The organism is Dorea sp. AM13-35 (genome assembly GCF_003473885.1).
Taxonomy (GTDB): Bacteria; Bacillota; Clostridia; order Lachnospirales; family Lachnospiraceae; genus Dorea_D; species Dorea_D hominis.
The window spans coordinates 37,372-54,139 of sequence record NZ_QUCZ01000004.1; the positions used below are offsets into that span (position 1 = coordinate 37,372).

Consider the following 16,768-nt stretch of genomic DNA (forward strand, 5'->3'; position numbering starts at 1 on the left):
GTGACTGGGAATGGTCATATTATTTTGGGAATATTGCCGGGGCATTTCAGGCAATAAAAGCCTTGACAAATATCTGCAAATAAGTTAGTCTTTAAACGATATGAAAATATTTACAAAGGCGAAGAAGAGAAGAAGTAACAGTCTTGACACCTGTACAGAGAGTTGCCGGCTGGTGAGAGGCGCACAAAGGACATGGTTGCGAATACATCCCGGAGCTGCGCACCGAAGAAGCGCATGTATGGTTTCATAAGATACCTGCATAGAAGCGTTTTGTAGGCTGCGACGTGTGGCATACGTTATGTGCACAGGTTTGTGAACACGCAGACCTTCTGAGGCTGATAAGCGTAAGCGTATCGGTGAATATAAGGTGGTAACACGATAATCTCGTCCTTATCTGATTGTTTGATCAGGTAAGGACTTTTTTTGCGTGAACGTAAATCTTAAGATAAGAAAAGGAGAGGACAGGAAAATGGGAATTTATGAAGAGTTAAAAGCCCGCGGACTGATCGCGCAGGTAACAGACGAAGAACGGATCAGAGATTTGGTAAATAATGGAAAAGCAACATTCTATATTGGATTTGATCCGACAGCAGACAGCCTTCATGTCGGACATTTCATGGCATTGTGCCTGATGAAACGTCTTCAGGAAGCAGGAAATAAACCGATCGCTCTGATCGGTGGAGGAACAGCGATGATCGGAGATCCATCCGGTCGTACAGATATGCGTCAGATGATGACACCGGAGACAATCCAGCATAACTGTGACTGCTTTAAAAAGCAGATGAGCCGTTTTATTGATTTCTCAGATGGAAAAGCATTGATGGTAAATAATGCAGACTGGCTGATGGATCTGAACTATATTGAAGTACTTCGTGAAGTAGGTGCTCATTTCAGCGTAAACCGTATGCTGACTGCTGAATGTTACAAACAGAGAATGGAGAAAGGATTAAGTTTCCTTGAGTTTAACTACATGATCATGCAGGCATATGATTTCTATGAGTTATTCCAGAAATATGGATGTAATCTGGAATTTGGTGGAGATGACCAGTGGAGCAATATGCTTGCAGGTACAGAACTGATTCGCCGTAAACTTGGGAAAGACGCAAGTGCGATGACGATTACACTGCTTCTGAACTCAGAAGGCAAGAAGATGGGTAAAACACAGAGTGGTGCTGTATGGCTTGATCCGGAGAAGACTTCTCCATTTGATTTCTATCAGTACTGGAGAAATGTTGCAGATGCAGACGTTCTGAAATGTATCCGTATGCTGACATTCCTTCCGCTGGAAGAGATTGACAAGATGGACAGCTGGGAAGGCGCACAGTTAAATACAGCAAAAGAGATTCTTGCTTATGAACTGACAAAACTTGTCCATGGTGAAGAAGAGGCTGTGAAAGCGCAGGAAGCTGCAAGAGCACTGTTCAGCAAAGGTGCTGCCGCTGATATGCCGACAGCAGAACTTACAGCTGATGACATGACAGATGGTGAGATTGACATTATGACAATGCTTGTAAAAGCCGGACTGGTTCCATCCAAATCAGAAGCACGCCGTGCAGTACAGCAGGGCGGAGTTGCTGTTGATGGTGAAAAAGTTACAGATATCCATGCAGCGTTTAAGGCAGAAGATATGAGCGGAGAAGGTCTTGTACTGAAAAAAGGAAAGAAGAATTTCCGTAAAGTACTCATGAAATAATCCAGAATTGTAATTGCAAAGTACAAAGAACAATATATGAAAAAATAAAAAATCAGAAAGCAGGCGTAGAAAATGGCATTTAAAGAGATTTCTATTGATACATTGAAAATCAATCCATTTCACAAGATTTCCAAAGAATGGATGCTGATCACGGCAGGTGATGAGAAGAAGAGCAATACGATGACAGCCAGCTGGGGCGGAGTCGGAATCATGTGGGGCAAGAATGTGGCAACTGCTTACATCCGTCCGCAGAGATATACGAAAGAATTTGTAGATAATTCAGAGTATTTTACACTTTCTTTCCTGCCGGAAGAGAAAAGGGAAGCGCTGAATGTGTGTGGAAGAGTTTCCGGACGAGATGTGGAAGATAAGTGGGCAGAAGCCGGACTTCATCCATATTATGTGGATGGAACAACAGCAGTTGAGGAAGCAGATCTGGTATTTGTGTGCAGAAAGCTTTATGCGCAGGATATGCTGCCAGAATGTTTCACAGATGAAGAATGTGATACAAAATGGTATCCGCAGAAAGATTATCACACCATGTATATGGCAGAGATCGTGAAGGTATTAGAGAAACAATAACGTGATACCAAGATAAAAAGTGGCTGGAACGCTGATGATATGTCAGCATTCCAACCGCTTTTTTTCTTAGCATCCGCAGTCGTCATTACCTTCTTCAAAAGAGTATTTGTAATCAAATTCGGTAGTGCCATAGTTTTTTAGATAATGTTTGTCATATTCTGCATACGGATATATAAAATAGTGTAGGGTTCCATCGCCGTTAAGGACTCCGTAATTCTTTACAGAGCCATCTGGGTTGAGTACTGCATCGGCTGCAGTTGTTTCGTCCTGTTTTGGAGAAAGTGTGATATCTCCGCCGGCACTTAGCATCATCCAGTGATTATCGGCTGAACCCCAGTATTCGTCTTTTAAGGATTTCCAGATTTGGGCTTTCTCTGCTGATACATTTTTTCCACGATAATCATCTTCGTGTCCCATGATATCCGGGAGTTTCAGCAATGCACTCACATCAGCTTCTGCCCATCCATATCCTGGCAGATAATATTGTGGCTTGCATTTCTGAACATAAGGAGTATTAGGATTATCAATCATGGCATTCAGCTTTAATCCGTAAACACTTCTTGCAGGGATGCCTTCCGCTCTGCAGAGTGCGACGAATACAGCATTTACGTCAGTACATTTTCCGATACCTTTATCGGTATTTTTAAGAATATACTGTACATCTCCTGAACCGATCGCCGGAGTGCTATTGTCACGCCTTAGATTTTCGCAGACCCAGTCATAAATGGCATATGCTTTCTTATAAACAGTAGTAGCATGTGCGTCTTTGACGATTTTGTCAGCTGTTTCTTTTACAATTCCGCTGGTCAGAGATCCGCTTCGCTTGGTTTCTTTCAGATATGGCGCCATTTTTTCTTTATCAACAGTACCTTTTTCTAATGCCTGCATGTTGGCAGGGCGGATGATTTCTCTTCGGACTACATTGAAGGAGAAATCAACTGTACGATCTTTCGGGTCTGTATTCTCATCCCATTTAACGTATAAGGCTTTGTTACCGGCAGAGTCTGTCGTAATCTTTAATTCTGTGGCGTGTTTTGCTGTGTATTTGATACTGGAAGGAGAAACAGTCTGTGAACCATTTGCGTCTGTTTCAGGCACTGGAATCCAAAGGCATGCCACTTTTCCCTTTGGGCATTTCTCTTCAGTGGAAAGGCTTGCGGTCAGTTTGACAGTGCCACGAAGTGTTTTTAAAACAGTAATCTTGATAGTTGCTTTTCGTGCATTGTTTTTTGTTGAAGTCGCTGTGATTGTAACTGTACCATCTTTGACTCCTGAGATCAGTCCGCTTCGGGATACAGTAGCTACCTTTTCATTGCTGGATGAATAGGTCACAGCCTTGCTTGCGGTAGAAGGTGATACGGATTTTACATATACAGAACAGTGGTCACCTACACCAATAGAATTCTGGGTAGCTGCAAGTGTGATCTTCGTTGGAACGTTGCTTGAAACTGTTTTTTTCTTAACGGTAATTTTAACTTTTTTTATTTTTTTTCCGTATTTTGCTTTGATATAAGATGTTCCGTTCCTTAATCCTTTAATAGTGATTTTTTTCGCATATTTTGATTTGGAAACAATTTTTACATATTTCTTTCCTTTGTATACAGACCAGCGAACTTTCTTGTTGGCCTTAAGGGTGGTTGCCTTTCCGACATAAATCGTTTTCTTAGTCGGTGACACCTTGAGGCGGCTTGTGGCTGCGGATGTTTCTGATCCGGCCGCAAATACCGAGCCTAATAAAAATCCAGCTGCTATCAGAAGCGTCAGAAGCCGTTTCTTTAAAGAAATAGAATGTTGCATTTCATAACCTCTCTCTCTTCATTGTTGAAAAAACGGGGAGCTGTCTATCAACTCCCCGTTGTGATTACCTGGAACCATTCAAATCCATGAGCTCCTTATTATTGTGCCGGCTGTGCAGTTTCAACTTTCTCGATAGAATATCCTGCATCAACCCATGCACTGATTCCACCGCCGTAACGATATACATTTGTGTATCCCTGTTTTACAAGGTAAGCTGCAGCAACGTGAGAACGAGCACATCCGATATGACCACAGTATACTACGATCTTGTAGCTTTTATCTTTGACAGTAGTTTTCTTTGTAGATTTCTTTACAACTTTTTTGTAATAATATGTAACTGTCTTTTTGCCTTTTTTTACTTTTTTTGCTTTTCTGTCAGCTTTTTTCAGTTTGCTGTAAGTTTTCTTAGAAACTTTAGACCATGTAGTTTTTGAAGTTGTCTTTGAGATTGTCTTGTTTGGAAGGAGCTTCTCAACCTGGCTGGTCAGATCAGCTTTCTGTTCTGGTGTGTACTCAGCTTCTTTCATTGGAGCAACTGAGTTGATAGCACCAGGAACATGCTGCTTGTCGTAAGATGCAGCAGCCGGCATTGTGTCTACAATGATCATCTTGTCTTTCTTTGAAACCCAACTGTGCAGAGTATCTGTGTCAACAAGTTTGTACTTACCAGCTTGCGTTTCGTTCATGAACTGATATGTAACTTTTTCAACCTGGGTTTCCTTGATTCCACTGTTGTCAAATGTAGCAGCAGATACTGGAAGTAATGAGCTGAAGCACAGGGCACCAGCTAATGCAATAGATGTGATAATGTTTCTTTTTTTCATTTTTACATGCCTCCTCTTTGTTTATGAAAAAATTATCTAATTGCATTGTAGCAACAATAAATTGCAATTACAAGGAAAATGTAAGTTTTTTTGTTAAAAATTTTACGTTTTGGCATATCTTGATGCTTTGAATTGTGCAATTTGATTATTATGGCATTATCTTAAATACTGCACGCTGTATGGGGGCAGCTCAAGTTGTCCCTGCATGGTAACGGTTTCGCCGGTGATCAGATCCGTCATTTGACCGCTCAGGTCACCGTGATAAGCGGTGTATGGATAGTCAGCAGCGTTAATGGCAACGAGAACACGTGTGTTCTCCGTGCAGCGTTCAAAGATTAGCTGATGATTCTGAATCACAACATTTCTGTAAGAGCCGTTGCAGAGTGCATCGCTGTGCTCACGAATCTGAATTAATTTTTTGATAAATGAGGTCAGGTCATTCGGCTTTGGCGCATCGAAGCAAGGACGCAGTGCGTAATCATTATCCGGAGCTTTCTCTCCCGGTTCAGCCCATTCGCTTCCATAATAAAGACACGGTACACCCGGCATGCCGAGAAGTAGTCCATAAGCAAGTGGAATATGAGCTTTGTTTGTCAGGATGCTGGCAAGTCTTGTGACGTCGTGGTTATCTGCAAATGTCATCAAATGTTTCCCACGGTAAATGCACCATGGATCAGCCCCGAACTGGCGGTGCAGAGAATGGGCAATCTCGAACAGATTCATGGAATTGAAGCTGGAGTACAAGCCCTTGTAACATTCATAATTTGTGCAGCTGTGAAGCATTTCATCATTGACGATAATATTATAATCACCAAAAAGAACTTCACCAATCAGTGCGAAATCAGGCTTTAATTCCTGGGTATAACTACGGAGCCTGCGCATGAAATTGTGATCCAGACTGTAAGCGACATCCAGCCGGAGCCCGTCGATGTCAAAAGTATTGATCCAGAATTTTACACATTCCAGAAGATAATCGACGACTGCCGGGTTTTGCAGATTTAATTTAACCAATTCAAAATGACCTTCCCAGCCCTCGTACCAGAAACCATCATCATAGCAGCTGTTTCCGTCAAAGCTGATATGGAACCAGTCCTTGTAAGGAGAATCCCATTTCTTCTCCTGCACATCTTTGAACGCCCAGAAACCACGACCGACATGGTTGAAAACACCGTCGAGAACGATTTTCACACCATTTTCATGGAGCGATTTACATACTTCAGCGAAATCTTCATTTGTGCCGAGACGGCAGTCAATCTTCTTAAAATCTCTCGTGTCATATCCGTGATTGTCGGATTCAAAAATCGGATTTAATAATATAGAAGTAATCCCGAGGTCGCCGAGATAACCTGCCCAGTCCTTTAATTTCAGAATTCTGGAAACGGTCACGCCGTCATTGTGCACAGGTGCACCGCAGAATCCAATCGGATAGATTTGATAAAAAACGCCTTCATAAGCCCACATAATAATTAAGTCCTCCCTGTTGATGATAATTGTATTTAGAAAGATGCCATACGAATTGTTCCGTACTTCGCGCTGCTGCAATTCTGCCCAATATCCGCATATCATGAAGCTTGCGCTCCACTTTTATGCTCATATCGAGCGGGTCACTAAGCCATAAAACCACTTATGTGCAAGCACATCGTGAGTTCAGGCTTTTGCCCCTGGCATCATTAAAATAAATCAGGATTTTTTCATTTCTTTCCTTAAAAAGAACAAAAACCAGATCAGCAGTAAAATCCCTTTGAAAATGCTGGAAATGGTTATACTCCACCAGATACCGTTTAAGGCGAGTGACGTTGTGATCAGCAGCATCGCCAGAGGAATCCGCGCGGAGGTAAATATAATACTGATGACAGACGGCGGTACTGTACGGCCGTAGCCGGAAAATGCACCGGCTGTAGTGATCTCTACGCTCATAAAGAGTTGTGACACGCCGAGGATCATCAAATAGTCCACGCCCATTGGTATGACGTCCGGTTCTGTGATAAAGATCCGGAAGATTGGTTCCGGGCAGAGAATCAGAAGCAGTGTGCAGAAGATTCCCCAGACCAGCACGATTCCCATGGCATGCGAATAGCCCTTGCGGATACGGTCGCGGTTTCCGGCACCGTGATTTTGCGCAATAAAAGAATTGACGGCAGCGGCAAAACCATCAGCAGTCATCCAGGAAATGGATTCAATCTGTGAACCAACTTTCTGCACAGCAACAGCCGCATCTCCATAGCTTGCAACCAGTCTTGCGATAATCATGGAAATGCCGGTAAACAGCATACTCTGGATGGAAGTCGGAAGGCCAATCTTTATAATAGAAGTAAGATAGTGCAGGTTCGGTTTTCCGAAGAAATGTACTTCCGGGAAAATCAGAGTATCTTTCCTTGTAAATATAAGAAATGTCAGGGTTACGATCGCCTGTGCGATTACGGTTGCGACAGCAGCACCCATGATCCGCATAGCCGGAAATGGTCCGAGACCGAAAATAAGAACCGGATCCAGAATGATATTGACGATCAGACCGGATGTGGTAGCGAGAAAAGCAGCCTTGCTGTTTCCAAGTGCCGTAAAGATTCCGGTAAAGCTCTGATTCACAAAGGAAAATACAACCAGACCACAAGTGATCTGGAGATAGATTTTCGCATCGGCGATAACCTGTGGACTGTTCAGATTGAAAAAACCGATCAATGGTGTTGCGGACAACATGCAGACAATACCAAAAATAATGCCCGAAATGGCTGCAAAACGTAAAGTGTTTGCGATATATCCGGCAGCTTCTTTGCGGCTACCGCTCCCCAGTGAGTAGCCTGTATTTACCTGACCACCCATTTTAGACAGTGAAGCCAGCCCGTTGGAAAGCCACATATACATACCTGCTGCGCCGACTGCGGCTACAGCGTTGCTCCCCAGCCTTCCTATCCAGATCATGTCAGTCAGGTTGTACGCCATTTGGATAAGTGAAGTTGCCATGATCGGAAGTGCCAGCTTCGTAAGTGCCGGCAGCACAGGTCCATGGAGCATATCAATGTTCTTTTTCATTTAGTTTTCCCCCAAATATTATTAATTGTATAAATTATTGATCTTATGTTAAAATAAGAGCTCAACAGAAAATATTATACTGAGAATATTATACTATAAGATGCTTTCATGGTCAAAAGACTGAAAATCACGATGTGCTTGCACACGAGTGGAGTTTTTTAACCTTGACACCATAAGATAGTATTGAGATCGAAAGATGAAGAAAACAGCATATTGTTTATAAAAAAGGTTGACACACACGGGGTTGTGTAATATAATAATGCAGTATGACAAAAGGAGAAACAGTAAAGCACCAAAGCCCCGGAGCTTTATTGATTTCAATATATTTATCATGAAAGTGTTAATGAAAAAGTTAATGATTCACAGGAGGGAAACCAATGAAAACTTATATGGCTAATCCAGATAAGATTGAAAGAAAATGGTACGTAGTTGACGCTGCTGGATGTACATTAGGACGTCTGTCATCAGAAGTAGCTAAAGTTTTAAGAGGTAAGAATAAACCAGAATTTACACCACACGTAGACACAGGTGATTACGTAGTAGTTGTAAATGCTGAGAAGGTAAAAGTAACAGGAAAGAAACTGGATCAGAAAGTATATTATAATCACTCTGATTATGTAGGAGGAATGAAAGAGACTACATTAAAAGAGATGATGGCTAAGAAACCTGAGAAAGTTATCGAACTGGCTGTAAAAGGAATGCTTCCGAAAGGACCTTTAGGAAGAGCAATGATCAAGAAACTTCATGTATACGCTGGACCGGAGCACAAACAGGAAGCTCAGAAACCAGTTGAACTGAAATTCTAAGGAAAGGTTGAAAGGAGGATATTACAGTGGCTAAGGCAAAATTCTACGGAACAGGAAGAAGAAAAAAATCTATCGCAAGAGTATATTTAGTACCTGGAACAGGTAACATTACAATTAATAAAAGAGATATTGACGAGTATCTTGGACTTGAAACATTAAAGGTTGTTGTACGTCAGCCGTTGGTTGCTACAGAGACTGAAGGAAAATTCGACGTTATCGTTAATGTTAAAGGTGGCGGATACACAGGACAGGCTGGAGCAATCCGTCATGGTATCGCAAGAGCACTTCTTGAGGCTGATGCTGATTACAGACCGGTACTTAAGAAAGCCGGATATTTAACACGTGATCCACGTATGAAAGAACGTAAGAAATACGGTCTCAAAGCAGCTCGTAGAGCACCACAGTTCTCAAAGAGATAATTCAAAACAGAACAAAGAATTTACAAAAAACCCTCAAAGCCTTGTGCTTTGGGGGTTTCTTTATACTTAAAATTTTTGGGAATTCCTGCCATTTCTGTCGGCGGGAGGTAACTATATTGTCGTATGCTATGCAATGCTTGGGATTGTTTTAAGTGTCTATAAAAACAAAAATATTTACCCGAAGCATGTATGTATAGGAAACGAGAAGATGACAGTGTAAAAGTACTTCGCAGATTTTGACTTCCTGCTTATAGCTCAGCATGGATATAACGGATAAGAATTGTCTGCATGTGTTTCATATATGATTTTAAGCATGTAAGACAATATCTCCGTCTTCTGATTGAATGGATAAAGTTCCGTATCCATCCCTGCCATTCTGCTGGTAGATGCTTTTATCATCTTTTTCCTTTACTTTTCCGGAAAATGAAGAAGGAACAATGATTTCACCGTCGTTCGTTTCAAGTTTCAGGGAAAGTGGCTTCAATACGTCTGCTGCACGATAGAAAAGTACATCTCCATCTTTGCATGTGATTGCCGTATTTCCGGAATAGGTAGTAGCGGTACTAAGAACATCTCCGTCATTAGAAGTTAGTAGTGTATTGCGTAGTGCACAGTTCTTGAAAATAATATCGCCATCATCGACATGGATAATACCTTGGCTGGTTCTAAGATTGTTAAGGAGCAGATTACCATCATTGTTTTCCAGTGTAATCTGGTCAAAAGCAGCATTCTTCGGAATATATAAAGTTACCATATCTTCATCGGACACCGCTTCTTTTTCATCATCGTTTCCGAAAAGGCGGATCAGAAAGTTAAGGTCAATATGAAACCAGGTATGCTTTTTCAAATTACGCTCACGGATTTTTAAAGTGTTTCCGGACTGTGACCAGGTAATTGGAGTGGTGCTTTTCGTTTTAGAAGTCTTAGTATTTTTATATGAAAGAGCATAGGTATTATCTTTTGAATAGCGCACTTGCAGATTCAAGGAATCCAGAGATACATCCAAGTTTTTATATGGAGAAAGTTCTTCTGTAACTAATTTTTGAACTTTTGCTGCACTTTTATCGGAATTATTAAAACTGCCAAGATCAGTGGATGTCAGATATTGGATACCACCTGCAAATAGACCGAAGATTAGAAGAAAAAATCCAAGTATAGTGCAGACTGTGCCAGTGATGAGTGTAAATTTTTTCCAGTTTTTCATAATTTATCGCATCTCCTTTCCTGTAGTTCCAATAGTATTTGGAGAAATCTGTCGGTGATTATTTCTATTGGTCAGATATCTCGCAAGTTTAACAAAAAGTCTGCCACTTAAACGGCACAGCCAGAAGATAAATAAGGCGGACAGGATGCTGACACCCAGTATAAGTAGCCCGCTTCCGGTAACGACGGCAAATCCAGCACCGGAAAATGGAATTGCAAGAATCCCCCGGACAGCAAGTACAACACCTGCGATAGCTCCGCAGAAAACAAACAGTAATCCGCATAAAAGCAGAAGTGCAAGGCAGAAAAAGATGTAGAAAACAACAATTGCGGCTGCCACAAGAAATGGCCCTCCGATCGGTGCTGCAAGGAGTGCAAGACATGCAATCCATATAATATGTGAATTTTTTCGTTTCTTTGGTAACTCTGATGTTGTGTTATATGCATTAGGTGAGGGCGCAGAAGTGCGATAAGCATTTGTTTTCTTGTCTAAGAGATTGCCGATCAGATCTCTTGCTGCCTGCTTTGGAGTGCCGAGTTCTTCTATTAATTTTTGTGCGCCTTCCTCGTCTGTCTCTTCAAAATATTCGGTAAAGTATTCCATGGCATCTTCATAATCTTCGCGCGGAAGTTTCTTCAGATACTTATGTAATTGATCTAGATATTCTTTCTTTGTAGTGATACTCAATGTCTGATTCTCCCTTCTATGATTCCATCAATGGTGTCCCGGTAAGCGTTCCATTCTGTATGCAGATAATGCATCTGTTCTTTGCCGGAAGGAGTGATGGAGTAATATTTTCTCTTTCTTCCCTGAAATTCCTGTGAATAAGTTGTGACGTAGCCGGCTTTTTCCATGCGTTTCAGGATTGGATATAAGGTTGATTCCTTAATATCAGCGACCAGTTTGATCGTCTGGCTGATCTCGTATCCGTAAGAATCCCTGGAATCTACGATTGTAAGGATCAGATATTCGATCAGCAGAGCGGATACTGGAAAGTAATACATCGCAATACCTCCTTGTAATATTGGGACGGCTACAAAAGTCTTCCAGCTACTTATGTGCAGGCACATATGACTGTAAGACTTTTGTAACCTGATATCATATATATAAATTATATATATAAATTATATATATATCATAAAGCGACAGAAATGGGATGTCAATAGCATATATAAAAAAAATATATATTGTTCCAGATGAAAAATAATATGTAAATCTGTACAGGATAAAAAAATTGCGCTATAATAAGTTGTCAAAAAAAGGCAGTCGTGGTCGGCTGCCTGTTATATAGTAAAAAGGAGACTAAAGAAATGAAAGAAGTAGAAAACAAAGGAGCGGAGTACGACTTCTATGGGAAGCTTCCGCTGGGCAAAGCGATTCTCCTTGGTCTGCAGCATGTATTTGCAATGTTTGTAGGTAACTTGACACCGGTTCTTATTATTACAGGAGCCTGTGGAATTGCCTCCGGAACAGAATTTGCAGACGTTCAGATTGCGCTTTTACAGAATGCGATGTTGATCGCGGGTGTTGTAACGTTGATTCAGCTTTATGCGATTGGACCGATTGGTGGAAAAGTTCCGATCATCATGGGAACCAGTTCCGGATTTATCGGAGTCTGCAGCAGTGTTGCCAGTGTGATGGGCGGAGGTGTCTTAGGATATGGTGCCATTATGGGGGCTTCTGTGATCGGCGGACTTTTTGAGAGTGTGCTTGGATTTTTATTAAAACCGCTTCGTAAGTTTTTCCCGGCAGTTGTAACCGGTACAGTTGTATTGTCTATTGGACTTTCGCTTATAGGTGTTGGTGTGAATTCGTTTGGCGGTGGAAATTCAGCAAAAGATTTTGGCTCTGTAGAAAATCTGCTCCTTGGTCTGATTGTACTGATTGTGATTATTGTTTTAAAACATGGTACAAAAGGAATGACCAGTGCATCTTCTATTTTAATAGGTATTATTGTGGGTTATATCATTGCAGCAATTATGGGAGTGGTACTTCCGACGACAGGTATCGATGCGGATGGTGTGGAGTATACAAAAGCATGGGTATTAAACTGGGATAAAGTTGCACAGGCAAGCTGGTTTGCAGTTCCGAAAATTATGCCGATAAAAATTGTATTTGACGCAAGAGCGATTGTCCCTGTTATGATCATGTTTATTGTAACTGCTGTAGAGACAGTAGGAGATATCTCCGGTGTAATCGAAGGTGGTATGGACAGAGAGGCAACAGATTCTGAACTTTCCGGTGGCGTTGTCTGTGACGGAATCGGATCTACACTTGCTGCATTATTCGGTGTACTGCCGAATACATCGTTCAGCCAGAATGTAGGACTTGTAACGATGACGAAGATCGTGAACCGTTTCGCACTCGCTACAGGAGCGATTTTCCTGATCCTGTGCGGATTGTTCCCGAAACTAGCTGCACTGATTTCTATTATGCCACAGAGCGTTCTTGGTGGAGCAGCGGTTATGATGTTCTCTTCTATTGTAATCAGTGGTATACAGTTGATCACAAAAGAAAAGATGACGATGAGAAATATTACAATCGTATCCGTAGCGCTTGGACTTGGATATGGTATTGGCGCGAACAGCGCTGTTTTATCCGGATTACCGGAAGGAATCCAGCTTATTTTCGGAGGCTCCGGTATTGTGCCGGCAGCACTTGTTGCAATTATTTTAAATATTGCATTGCCGAAAGATGAAGAAGCAAAGCCGGATGCAGAAGAATAACTATACATAAAAACAGACAGACAAATAAAAAATGAAATGGGCAATCCCCTTGTTCACTGGATAACAGAAGAAACGAGGGGATTTTCTATGTAAAAACAGAAAAAGATAGTGTATAATTAAGTGAAAAAAGAAAGTATGTCCACTAAACAGGAGGTTTTACAGATGTTGCGAATAAAAGAATATGTAAAAGCAGCCAGTCTGGAAGAAGCGTATGAACTGAATCAGAAGCGCAGCAACCGGGTGCTTGGCGGAATGCTCTGGATGCGGATGAGTGATGTGCAGGTGCAAAAAGCGATCGATCTGTCCGGACTCGGACTGGATACGATAGAAGAGACAGATACAGAATTTATTATTGGAGCGATGGTGACGCTCCGTGAACTGGAACTTCACAGTGTGTTGAATGATTATTTTGAAAATGCGATCCGGGATGCAGTGCAGGATATCGTAGGAGTACAGTTCCGGAATCTAGCAACCGTCGGAGGAAGCGTATTTGGAAGATTTGGTTTTTCTGATGTATTGACCGTATTGTTGTCTCTGCATACATCTGTAGAGCTTTATAAAGGCGGGATTGTTCCGTTGGAAGAATTTGCACAGATGAAACGTGATAATGATATTCTTGTAAATGTCCGTATTGCAAAGACGCCGGGACATTTTGCTTATCTGACACATCGGAATACGAAGACTGATTTTCCGGTTCTTGCGGTTTCCGCTTCAAAGACCGGGGAAGAGATCCGTGTGGCAGTCGGAGCAAGACCGATGAAAGCCGAGCTTTTTGGAGCCGGAGATTTAAGTGAAGAGTCAGCAAAGAAACTGGCAGCGCAGGTGAAGACAGACAGCAATATGCGTGCATCGGCGAAATTCCGTTCGCATCTGGCAGAGGTGTTGATCACACGATGCTTTGACAAGATAAAAGACGTAGAAAAGGAGGAAAAGTAGGATGCTCATCAGTATCATGTTAAATGGAAAAAAAGTGGTTGATGATATCAGCCCGGATATGACGCTTTTCAAATTTCTGCGTGCGCATGGATGCTACAGTGTCAAATGTGGCTGTGAGACAACGAACTGTGGCTTGTGTACTGTATTTTTAGACGAGAAACCGGTACTGTCCTGTGCTGTTCTGGCTGCAAGAGCGGATGGACATAAAGTGGAGACAATGGAAGGACTTCAGAAAGAGGCAGAAGAGTTTGGAAGATTTATTGCCGATCAGGGAGCAGAACAATGTGGTTTCTGTAATCCGGGCATGATCATGAATGCAATCGCCCTGTTCCGGGAGAAAGAAGAACCGACAGACGAAGAAATCAAACAGTATTTGGCAGGAAACCTCTGCCGCTGTTCCGGATATGAAGGACAGCTCCGGGGAATCCATGCATTTATGGAATATCGGAAAAATGGAGGTGCGACATGCGGGAAGTAGGAAAAAGAGTACGCAAAAAAGATGCAATGGCGCTGGTGACCGGTCAGCCGGTATATACCGATGATCTTGCGCCAAAGGAATGTCTCATTGTCAAAGTTCTGAGAAGTCCGCACGCTAATGCAATTGTAGAAGAAGTCAATAAAACGGTCGCACTGAAAGTTCCGGGTGTTGAAGCTATTTATACATGGGAGGATGTCCCGAAAGAACGTTTTGCGCAGGCGGGGCAGACGTATCCGGAGTGGAGTCCGTATGATCGGCTCATTTTGGATCGGCATGTACGTTTTGTCGGAGATCCGGTTGCAATCGTGGCTGGTGAGGACGAGGCATGCGTAGACCGTGCACTCAAGATGTTAAAAGTGAAATACAAAGTCCTTCCGGCAGTGCTGGATTATCATACTGCGAAGGACAACGAGACACTGGTGCATCCGGAGGACAGCTGGAAATCCCTGTATCCGGTTGGCGCAGACAATAAGCGAAATTTATGTGCCCACATGGAGGAAGAAAAGGGAGATGTGGAAGGTACGTTTAAAGACTGTGATATCGTACTGGAACACACTTATCATGTTCCGGCAGTGAACCAGACGATGATGGAGACATTCCGGACAGCCTGCTATCTGGACACATATGGCAGACTGGTTGTACTGAGCTCAACCCAGATTGTTTTCCATCTGCGTCGTATTCTCGGAAATGCTCTGGGCATCCCGAAGAGTAAGATACGTGTTATAAAACCAAGAATTGGCGGCGGATTTGGTGCGAAACAGACATCAGTATCGGAAGTCTATCCGGCATTTGTAACGTGGATGACAAAGAAACCATCCAAGATGATCTACACAAGAGTGGAAAGTCAAATCGCAGGCTCGCCGAGGCATGAGATGGATGTCACTGTGAGACTTGGAGCAGACAATGACGGGAAGATTCGTGTGATCGATATTTATAATCTGTCGAATACAGGAGCTTACGGTGACCACGGGCCAACGACAGCGGGGCTTACCGGACATAAGTCCATTCCAATGTATACCGGAAATCTGGAGGCATTCCGCCATACGTTTGATGTAGTTTATACGAATCAGCTTGCCGCGGGTGCATACCGCGGATACGGAGCAACACAGGGAATTTTTGCACTCGAATCCATGGTCAATGAACTGGCAGGAATTCTGAAACGTGATCCGGTAGAACTGCGTATGCAGAATATATTAAAACAGGGCATGAAAATGCCGGCTTATTTTGATGAGACTGCGGAGTCCTGCCGTCTGGATGAATGTCTTGTGAGAGCGGCAGATATGATCGGATGGAAAGATAAATATCCATGCCGGGACATGGGAAATGGAAAAGTCCGTTCTGTAGGAATTGCGATGGCAATGCAGGGATCCTGTATTTCCTTTGTCGATGTTGGATCGGCAACTGTAATGTTAAATGAAGACGGCAGTTACAAACTTTCCATTGCAGCGGCAGATATGGGAACCGGATGTGACACCATTCTTTCACAGATGGCAGCAGATGTACTGCATGTATCGACGGATGAGATTTTTGTGTCCGGTGCGGATACGGACAATTCTCCATATGATTCCGGATCTTATGCATCCAGTACGACTTATATTACCGGTCAGGCAGTTGTTAAGGCATGTACTGAGCTTGAGAGGAGAATCTGTAAGCTGGCTGCGCTCATGATGGAATGTGATGAAGAAGATGTCGAACTGGAAGGTCATCAGGTGTGCAATATAAAGACTGGAAGATCTGTGACGACAGAAGAAGTCGGGTTTAAAGTACAGAGTTTCAATGACTTTGCTTTACAGGTTACAGAAAGCCACACCTCGCCGGTATCTCCACCGCCATATATGGCAGGAGCAGTCGAGATCGAGCTGGATAAAGCAACCGGTCATGTGGAAGTTCTGGACTATGCGTCTGTCATCGACTGTGGAACGGTTGTGAATCCGAACCTTGCGACTGTTCAGGCAGAAGGCGGTCTTGGACAGGGAATCGGAATGACTCTTTATGAGAATATCCAGTATACAGAAAAAGGTCAGATGATAAATAATTCCTTCATGCAGTATAAGATCCCGACAAGAAGAGATTATGGACCGCTACGTGTGGAATTCAGACCAAGCTATGAACCGACTGGACCATTTGGTGTAAAATCAATTGGAGAGATTGTAATCAATACTCCGGCACCGGCAATTGCGCATGCGATTTACAACGCAACCGGATGCTGGCACAGAGACCTTCCAATTACCAGTGAGAAGATTGCTATGGCACTTTTGGACGGAGAATAGAAA

At 42.6% G+C, this 16,768-nt stretch carries 15 protein-coding genes; 8 read left to right on the forward strand and 7 right to left on the reverse strand.

The window, feature by feature from the left end; genetic code table 11:
• The first annotated feature begins 469 nt into the window (after positions 1 to 469).
• On the forward strand, positions 470 to 1,693 hold the full coding sequence (gene tyrS, locus DW152_RS05905; protein ID WP_118288181.1) for a tyrosine--tRNA ligase: 1,224 nt from the start codon (positions 470 to 472) through the stop codon (positions 1,691 to 1,693).
• A gap of 72 nt (positions 1,694 to 1,765) precedes the next feature.
• Positions 1,766 to 2,275 (forward strand): flavin reductase family protein, encoded by a 510-nt coding sequence (locus DW152_RS05910; protein ID WP_021860114.1) that lies wholly within the window; start codon positions 1,766 to 1,768, stop codon positions 2,273 to 2,275.
• A 66-nt stretch (positions 2,276 to 2,341) separates the two neighbouring features.
• Here the strand turns inward: DW152_RS05910 and DW152_RS05915 are convergent, their stop codons facing one another.
• The 4 genes from DW152_RS05915 to DW152_RS05930 all read right to left on the reverse strand — a co-directional run bounded on the left by DW152_RS05915 (position 2,342) and on the right by DW152_RS05930 (position 7,926).
• Positions 2,342 to 4,072, reverse strand: coding sequence for a transglutaminase domain-containing protein (locus tag DW152_RS05915; protein ID WP_118288182.1), 1,731 nt, complete (start codon positions 4,070 to 4,072; stop codon positions 2,342 to 2,344).
• Positions 4,073 to 4,170: 98 nt separating this feature from the next.
• Positions 4,171 to 4,896, reverse strand: a complete 726-nt coding sequence (locus DW152_RS05920; RefSeq protein WP_199663819.1) for a rhodanese-like domain-containing protein — start codon at positions 4,894 to 4,896, stop codon at positions 4,171 to 4,173.
• A 156-nt stretch (positions 4,897 to 5,052) separates the two neighbouring features.
• A complete protein-coding gene (locus DW152_RS05925; protein ID WP_117536818.1) occupies positions 5,053 to 6,357 on the reverse strand; it encodes an alpha-amylase family glycosyl hydrolase in 1,305 nt (434 codons plus the stop codon).
• A gap of 219 nt (positions 6,358 to 6,576) precedes the next feature.
• Positions 6,577 to 7,926: an MATE family efflux transporter gene (locus DW152_RS05930; protein WP_118288183.1), complete on the reverse strand. Its 1,350-nt coding sequence runs from the start codon at positions 7,924 to 7,926 to the stop codon at positions 6,577 to 6,579.
• A gap of 377 nt (positions 7,927 to 8,303) precedes the next feature.
• Between DW152_RS05930 and rplM the strand changes: the two genes are divergently transcribed.
• Together rplM and rpsI are read left to right on the forward strand one after the other, a co-directional pair.
• Positions 8,304 to 8,732 carry a 50S ribosomal protein L13 gene (gene rplM / locus DW152_RS05935; protein ID WP_021860119.1) on the forward strand — a complete coding sequence of 143 codons (429 nt, stop codon included), beginning with the start codon at positions 8,304 to 8,306 and terminating at the stop codon, positions 8,730 to 8,732.
• 26 nt (positions 8,733 to 8,758) lie between these two features.
• Complete coding sequence (gene rpsI, locus DW152_RS05940) at positions 8,759 to 9,151, forward strand: 30S ribosomal protein S9 (RefSeq protein WP_021860120.1); 393 nt, start codon at positions 8,759 to 8,761, stop codon at positions 9,149 to 9,151.
• Between the two features lie 307 nt (positions 9,152 to 9,458).
• On the opposite strand, the gene DW152_RS05945 is transcribed toward rpsI, so the two are convergent.
• From DW152_RS05945 to DW152_RS05955, 3 genes are read right to left on the reverse strand one after another with little or no spacing between them, the layout of a single operon-like run.
• Positions 9,459 to 10,355, reverse strand: coding sequence for a DUF4097 family beta strand repeat-containing protein (locus DW152_RS05945; RefSeq protein ID WP_118288184.1), 897 nt, complete (start codon positions 10,353 to 10,355; stop codon positions 9,459 to 9,461).
• A gap of 3 nt (positions 10,356 to 10,358) precedes the next feature.
• Complete coding sequence (locus tag DW152_RS05950) at positions 10,359 to 11,042, reverse strand: DUF1700 domain-containing protein (protein ID WP_242992874.1); 684 nt, start codon at positions 11,040 to 11,042, stop codon at positions 10,359 to 10,361.
• Positions 11,039 to 11,359, reverse strand: coding sequence for a PadR family transcriptional regulator (locus DW152_RS05955; protein WP_117536814.1), 321 nt, complete (start codon positions 11,357 to 11,359; stop codon positions 11,039 to 11,041). Before DW152_RS05955 ends, DW152_RS05950 begins: the two co-directional genes overlap by 4 nt.
• Before the next feature lie 306 nt (positions 11,360 to 11,665).
• Between DW152_RS05955 and DW152_RS05960 the strand changes: the two genes are divergently transcribed.
• From DW152_RS05960 to DW152_RS05975, 4 genes are all read left to right on the forward strand, one after another.
• A complete protein-coding gene (locus tag DW152_RS05960) occupies positions 11,666 to 13,081 on the forward strand; it encodes a uracil-xanthine permease family protein (RefSeq protein WP_117536813.1) in 1,416 nt (471 codons plus the stop codon).
• A gap of 162 nt (positions 13,082 to 13,243) precedes the next feature.
• Entirely contained in the window at positions 13,244 to 14,017 is a 774-nt protein-coding gene (locus tag DW152_RS05965) for an FAD binding domain-containing protein (RefSeq protein WP_118288185.1), read from the forward strand.
• 1 nt (position 14,018) lies between these two features.
• Positions 14,019 to 14,495: a (2Fe-2S)-binding protein gene (locus DW152_RS05970; protein WP_021860128.1), complete on the forward strand. Its 477-nt coding sequence runs from the start codon at positions 14,019 to 14,021 to the stop codon at positions 14,493 to 14,495.
• Positions 14,483 to 16,765: a xanthine dehydrogenase family protein molybdopterin-binding subunit gene (locus DW152_RS05975; RefSeq protein WP_117536811.1), complete on the forward strand. Its 2,283-nt coding sequence runs from the start codon at positions 14,483 to 14,485 to the stop codon at positions 16,763 to 16,765. Before DW152_RS05970 ends, DW152_RS05975 begins: the two co-directional genes overlap by 13 nt.
• Positions 16,766 to 16,768 lie beyond the last annotated feature (3 nt).

Coding starts and splice junctions, on each gene's coding strand:
- DW152_RS05975 (WP_117536811.1), top strand. CDS start 14,483: ATGCGGGAAGTAGGAAAAAGAGTACGCAAAAAAGATGCAATGGCGCTG.
- DW152_RS05960 (WP_117536813.1), top strand. CDS start 11,666: ATGAAAGAAGTAGAAAACAAAGGAGCGGAGTACGACTTCTATGGGAAG.
- DW152_RS05920 (WP_199663819.1), bottom strand. CDS start 4,896: ATGAAAAAAAGAAACATTATCACATCTATTGCATTAGCTGGTGCCCTG.
- DW152_RS05970 (WP_021860128.1), top strand. CDS start 14,019: ATGCTCATCAGTATCATGTTAAATGGAAAAAAAGTGGTTGATGATATC.
- DW152_RS05955 (WP_117536814.1), bottom strand. CDS start 11,359: ATGTATTACTTTCCAGTATCCGCTCTGCTGATCGAATATCTGATCCTT.
- DW152_RS05965 (WP_118288185.1), top strand. CDS start 13,244: ATGTTGCGAATAAAAGAATATGTAAAAGCAGCCAGTCTGGAAGAAGCG.
- DW152_RS05945 (WP_118288184.1), bottom strand. CDS start 10,355: ATGAAAAACTGGAAAAAATTTACACTCATCACTGGCACAGTCTGCACT.
- DW152_RS05930 (WP_118288183.1), bottom strand. CDS start 7,926: ATGAAAAAGAACATTGATATGCTCCATGGACCTGTGCTGCCGGCACTT.
- DW152_RS05915 (WP_118288182.1), bottom strand. CDS start 4,072: ATGCAACATTCTATTTCTTTAAAGAAACGGCTTCTGACGCTTCTGATA.
- DW152_RS05925 (WP_117536818.1), bottom strand. CDS start 6,357: ATGTGGGCTTATGAAGGCGTTTTTTATCAAATCTATCCGATTGGATTC.
- tyrS (WP_118288181.1), top strand. CDS start 470: ATGGGAATTTATGAAGAGTTAAAAGCCCGCGGACTGATCGCGCAGGTA.
- DW152_RS05910 (WP_021860114.1), top strand. CDS start 1,766: ATGGCATTTAAAGAGATTTCTATTGATACATTGAAAATCAATCCATTT.
- rplM (WP_021860119.1), top strand. CDS start 8,304: ATGAAAACTTATATGGCTAATCCAGATAAGATTGAAAGAAAATGGTAC.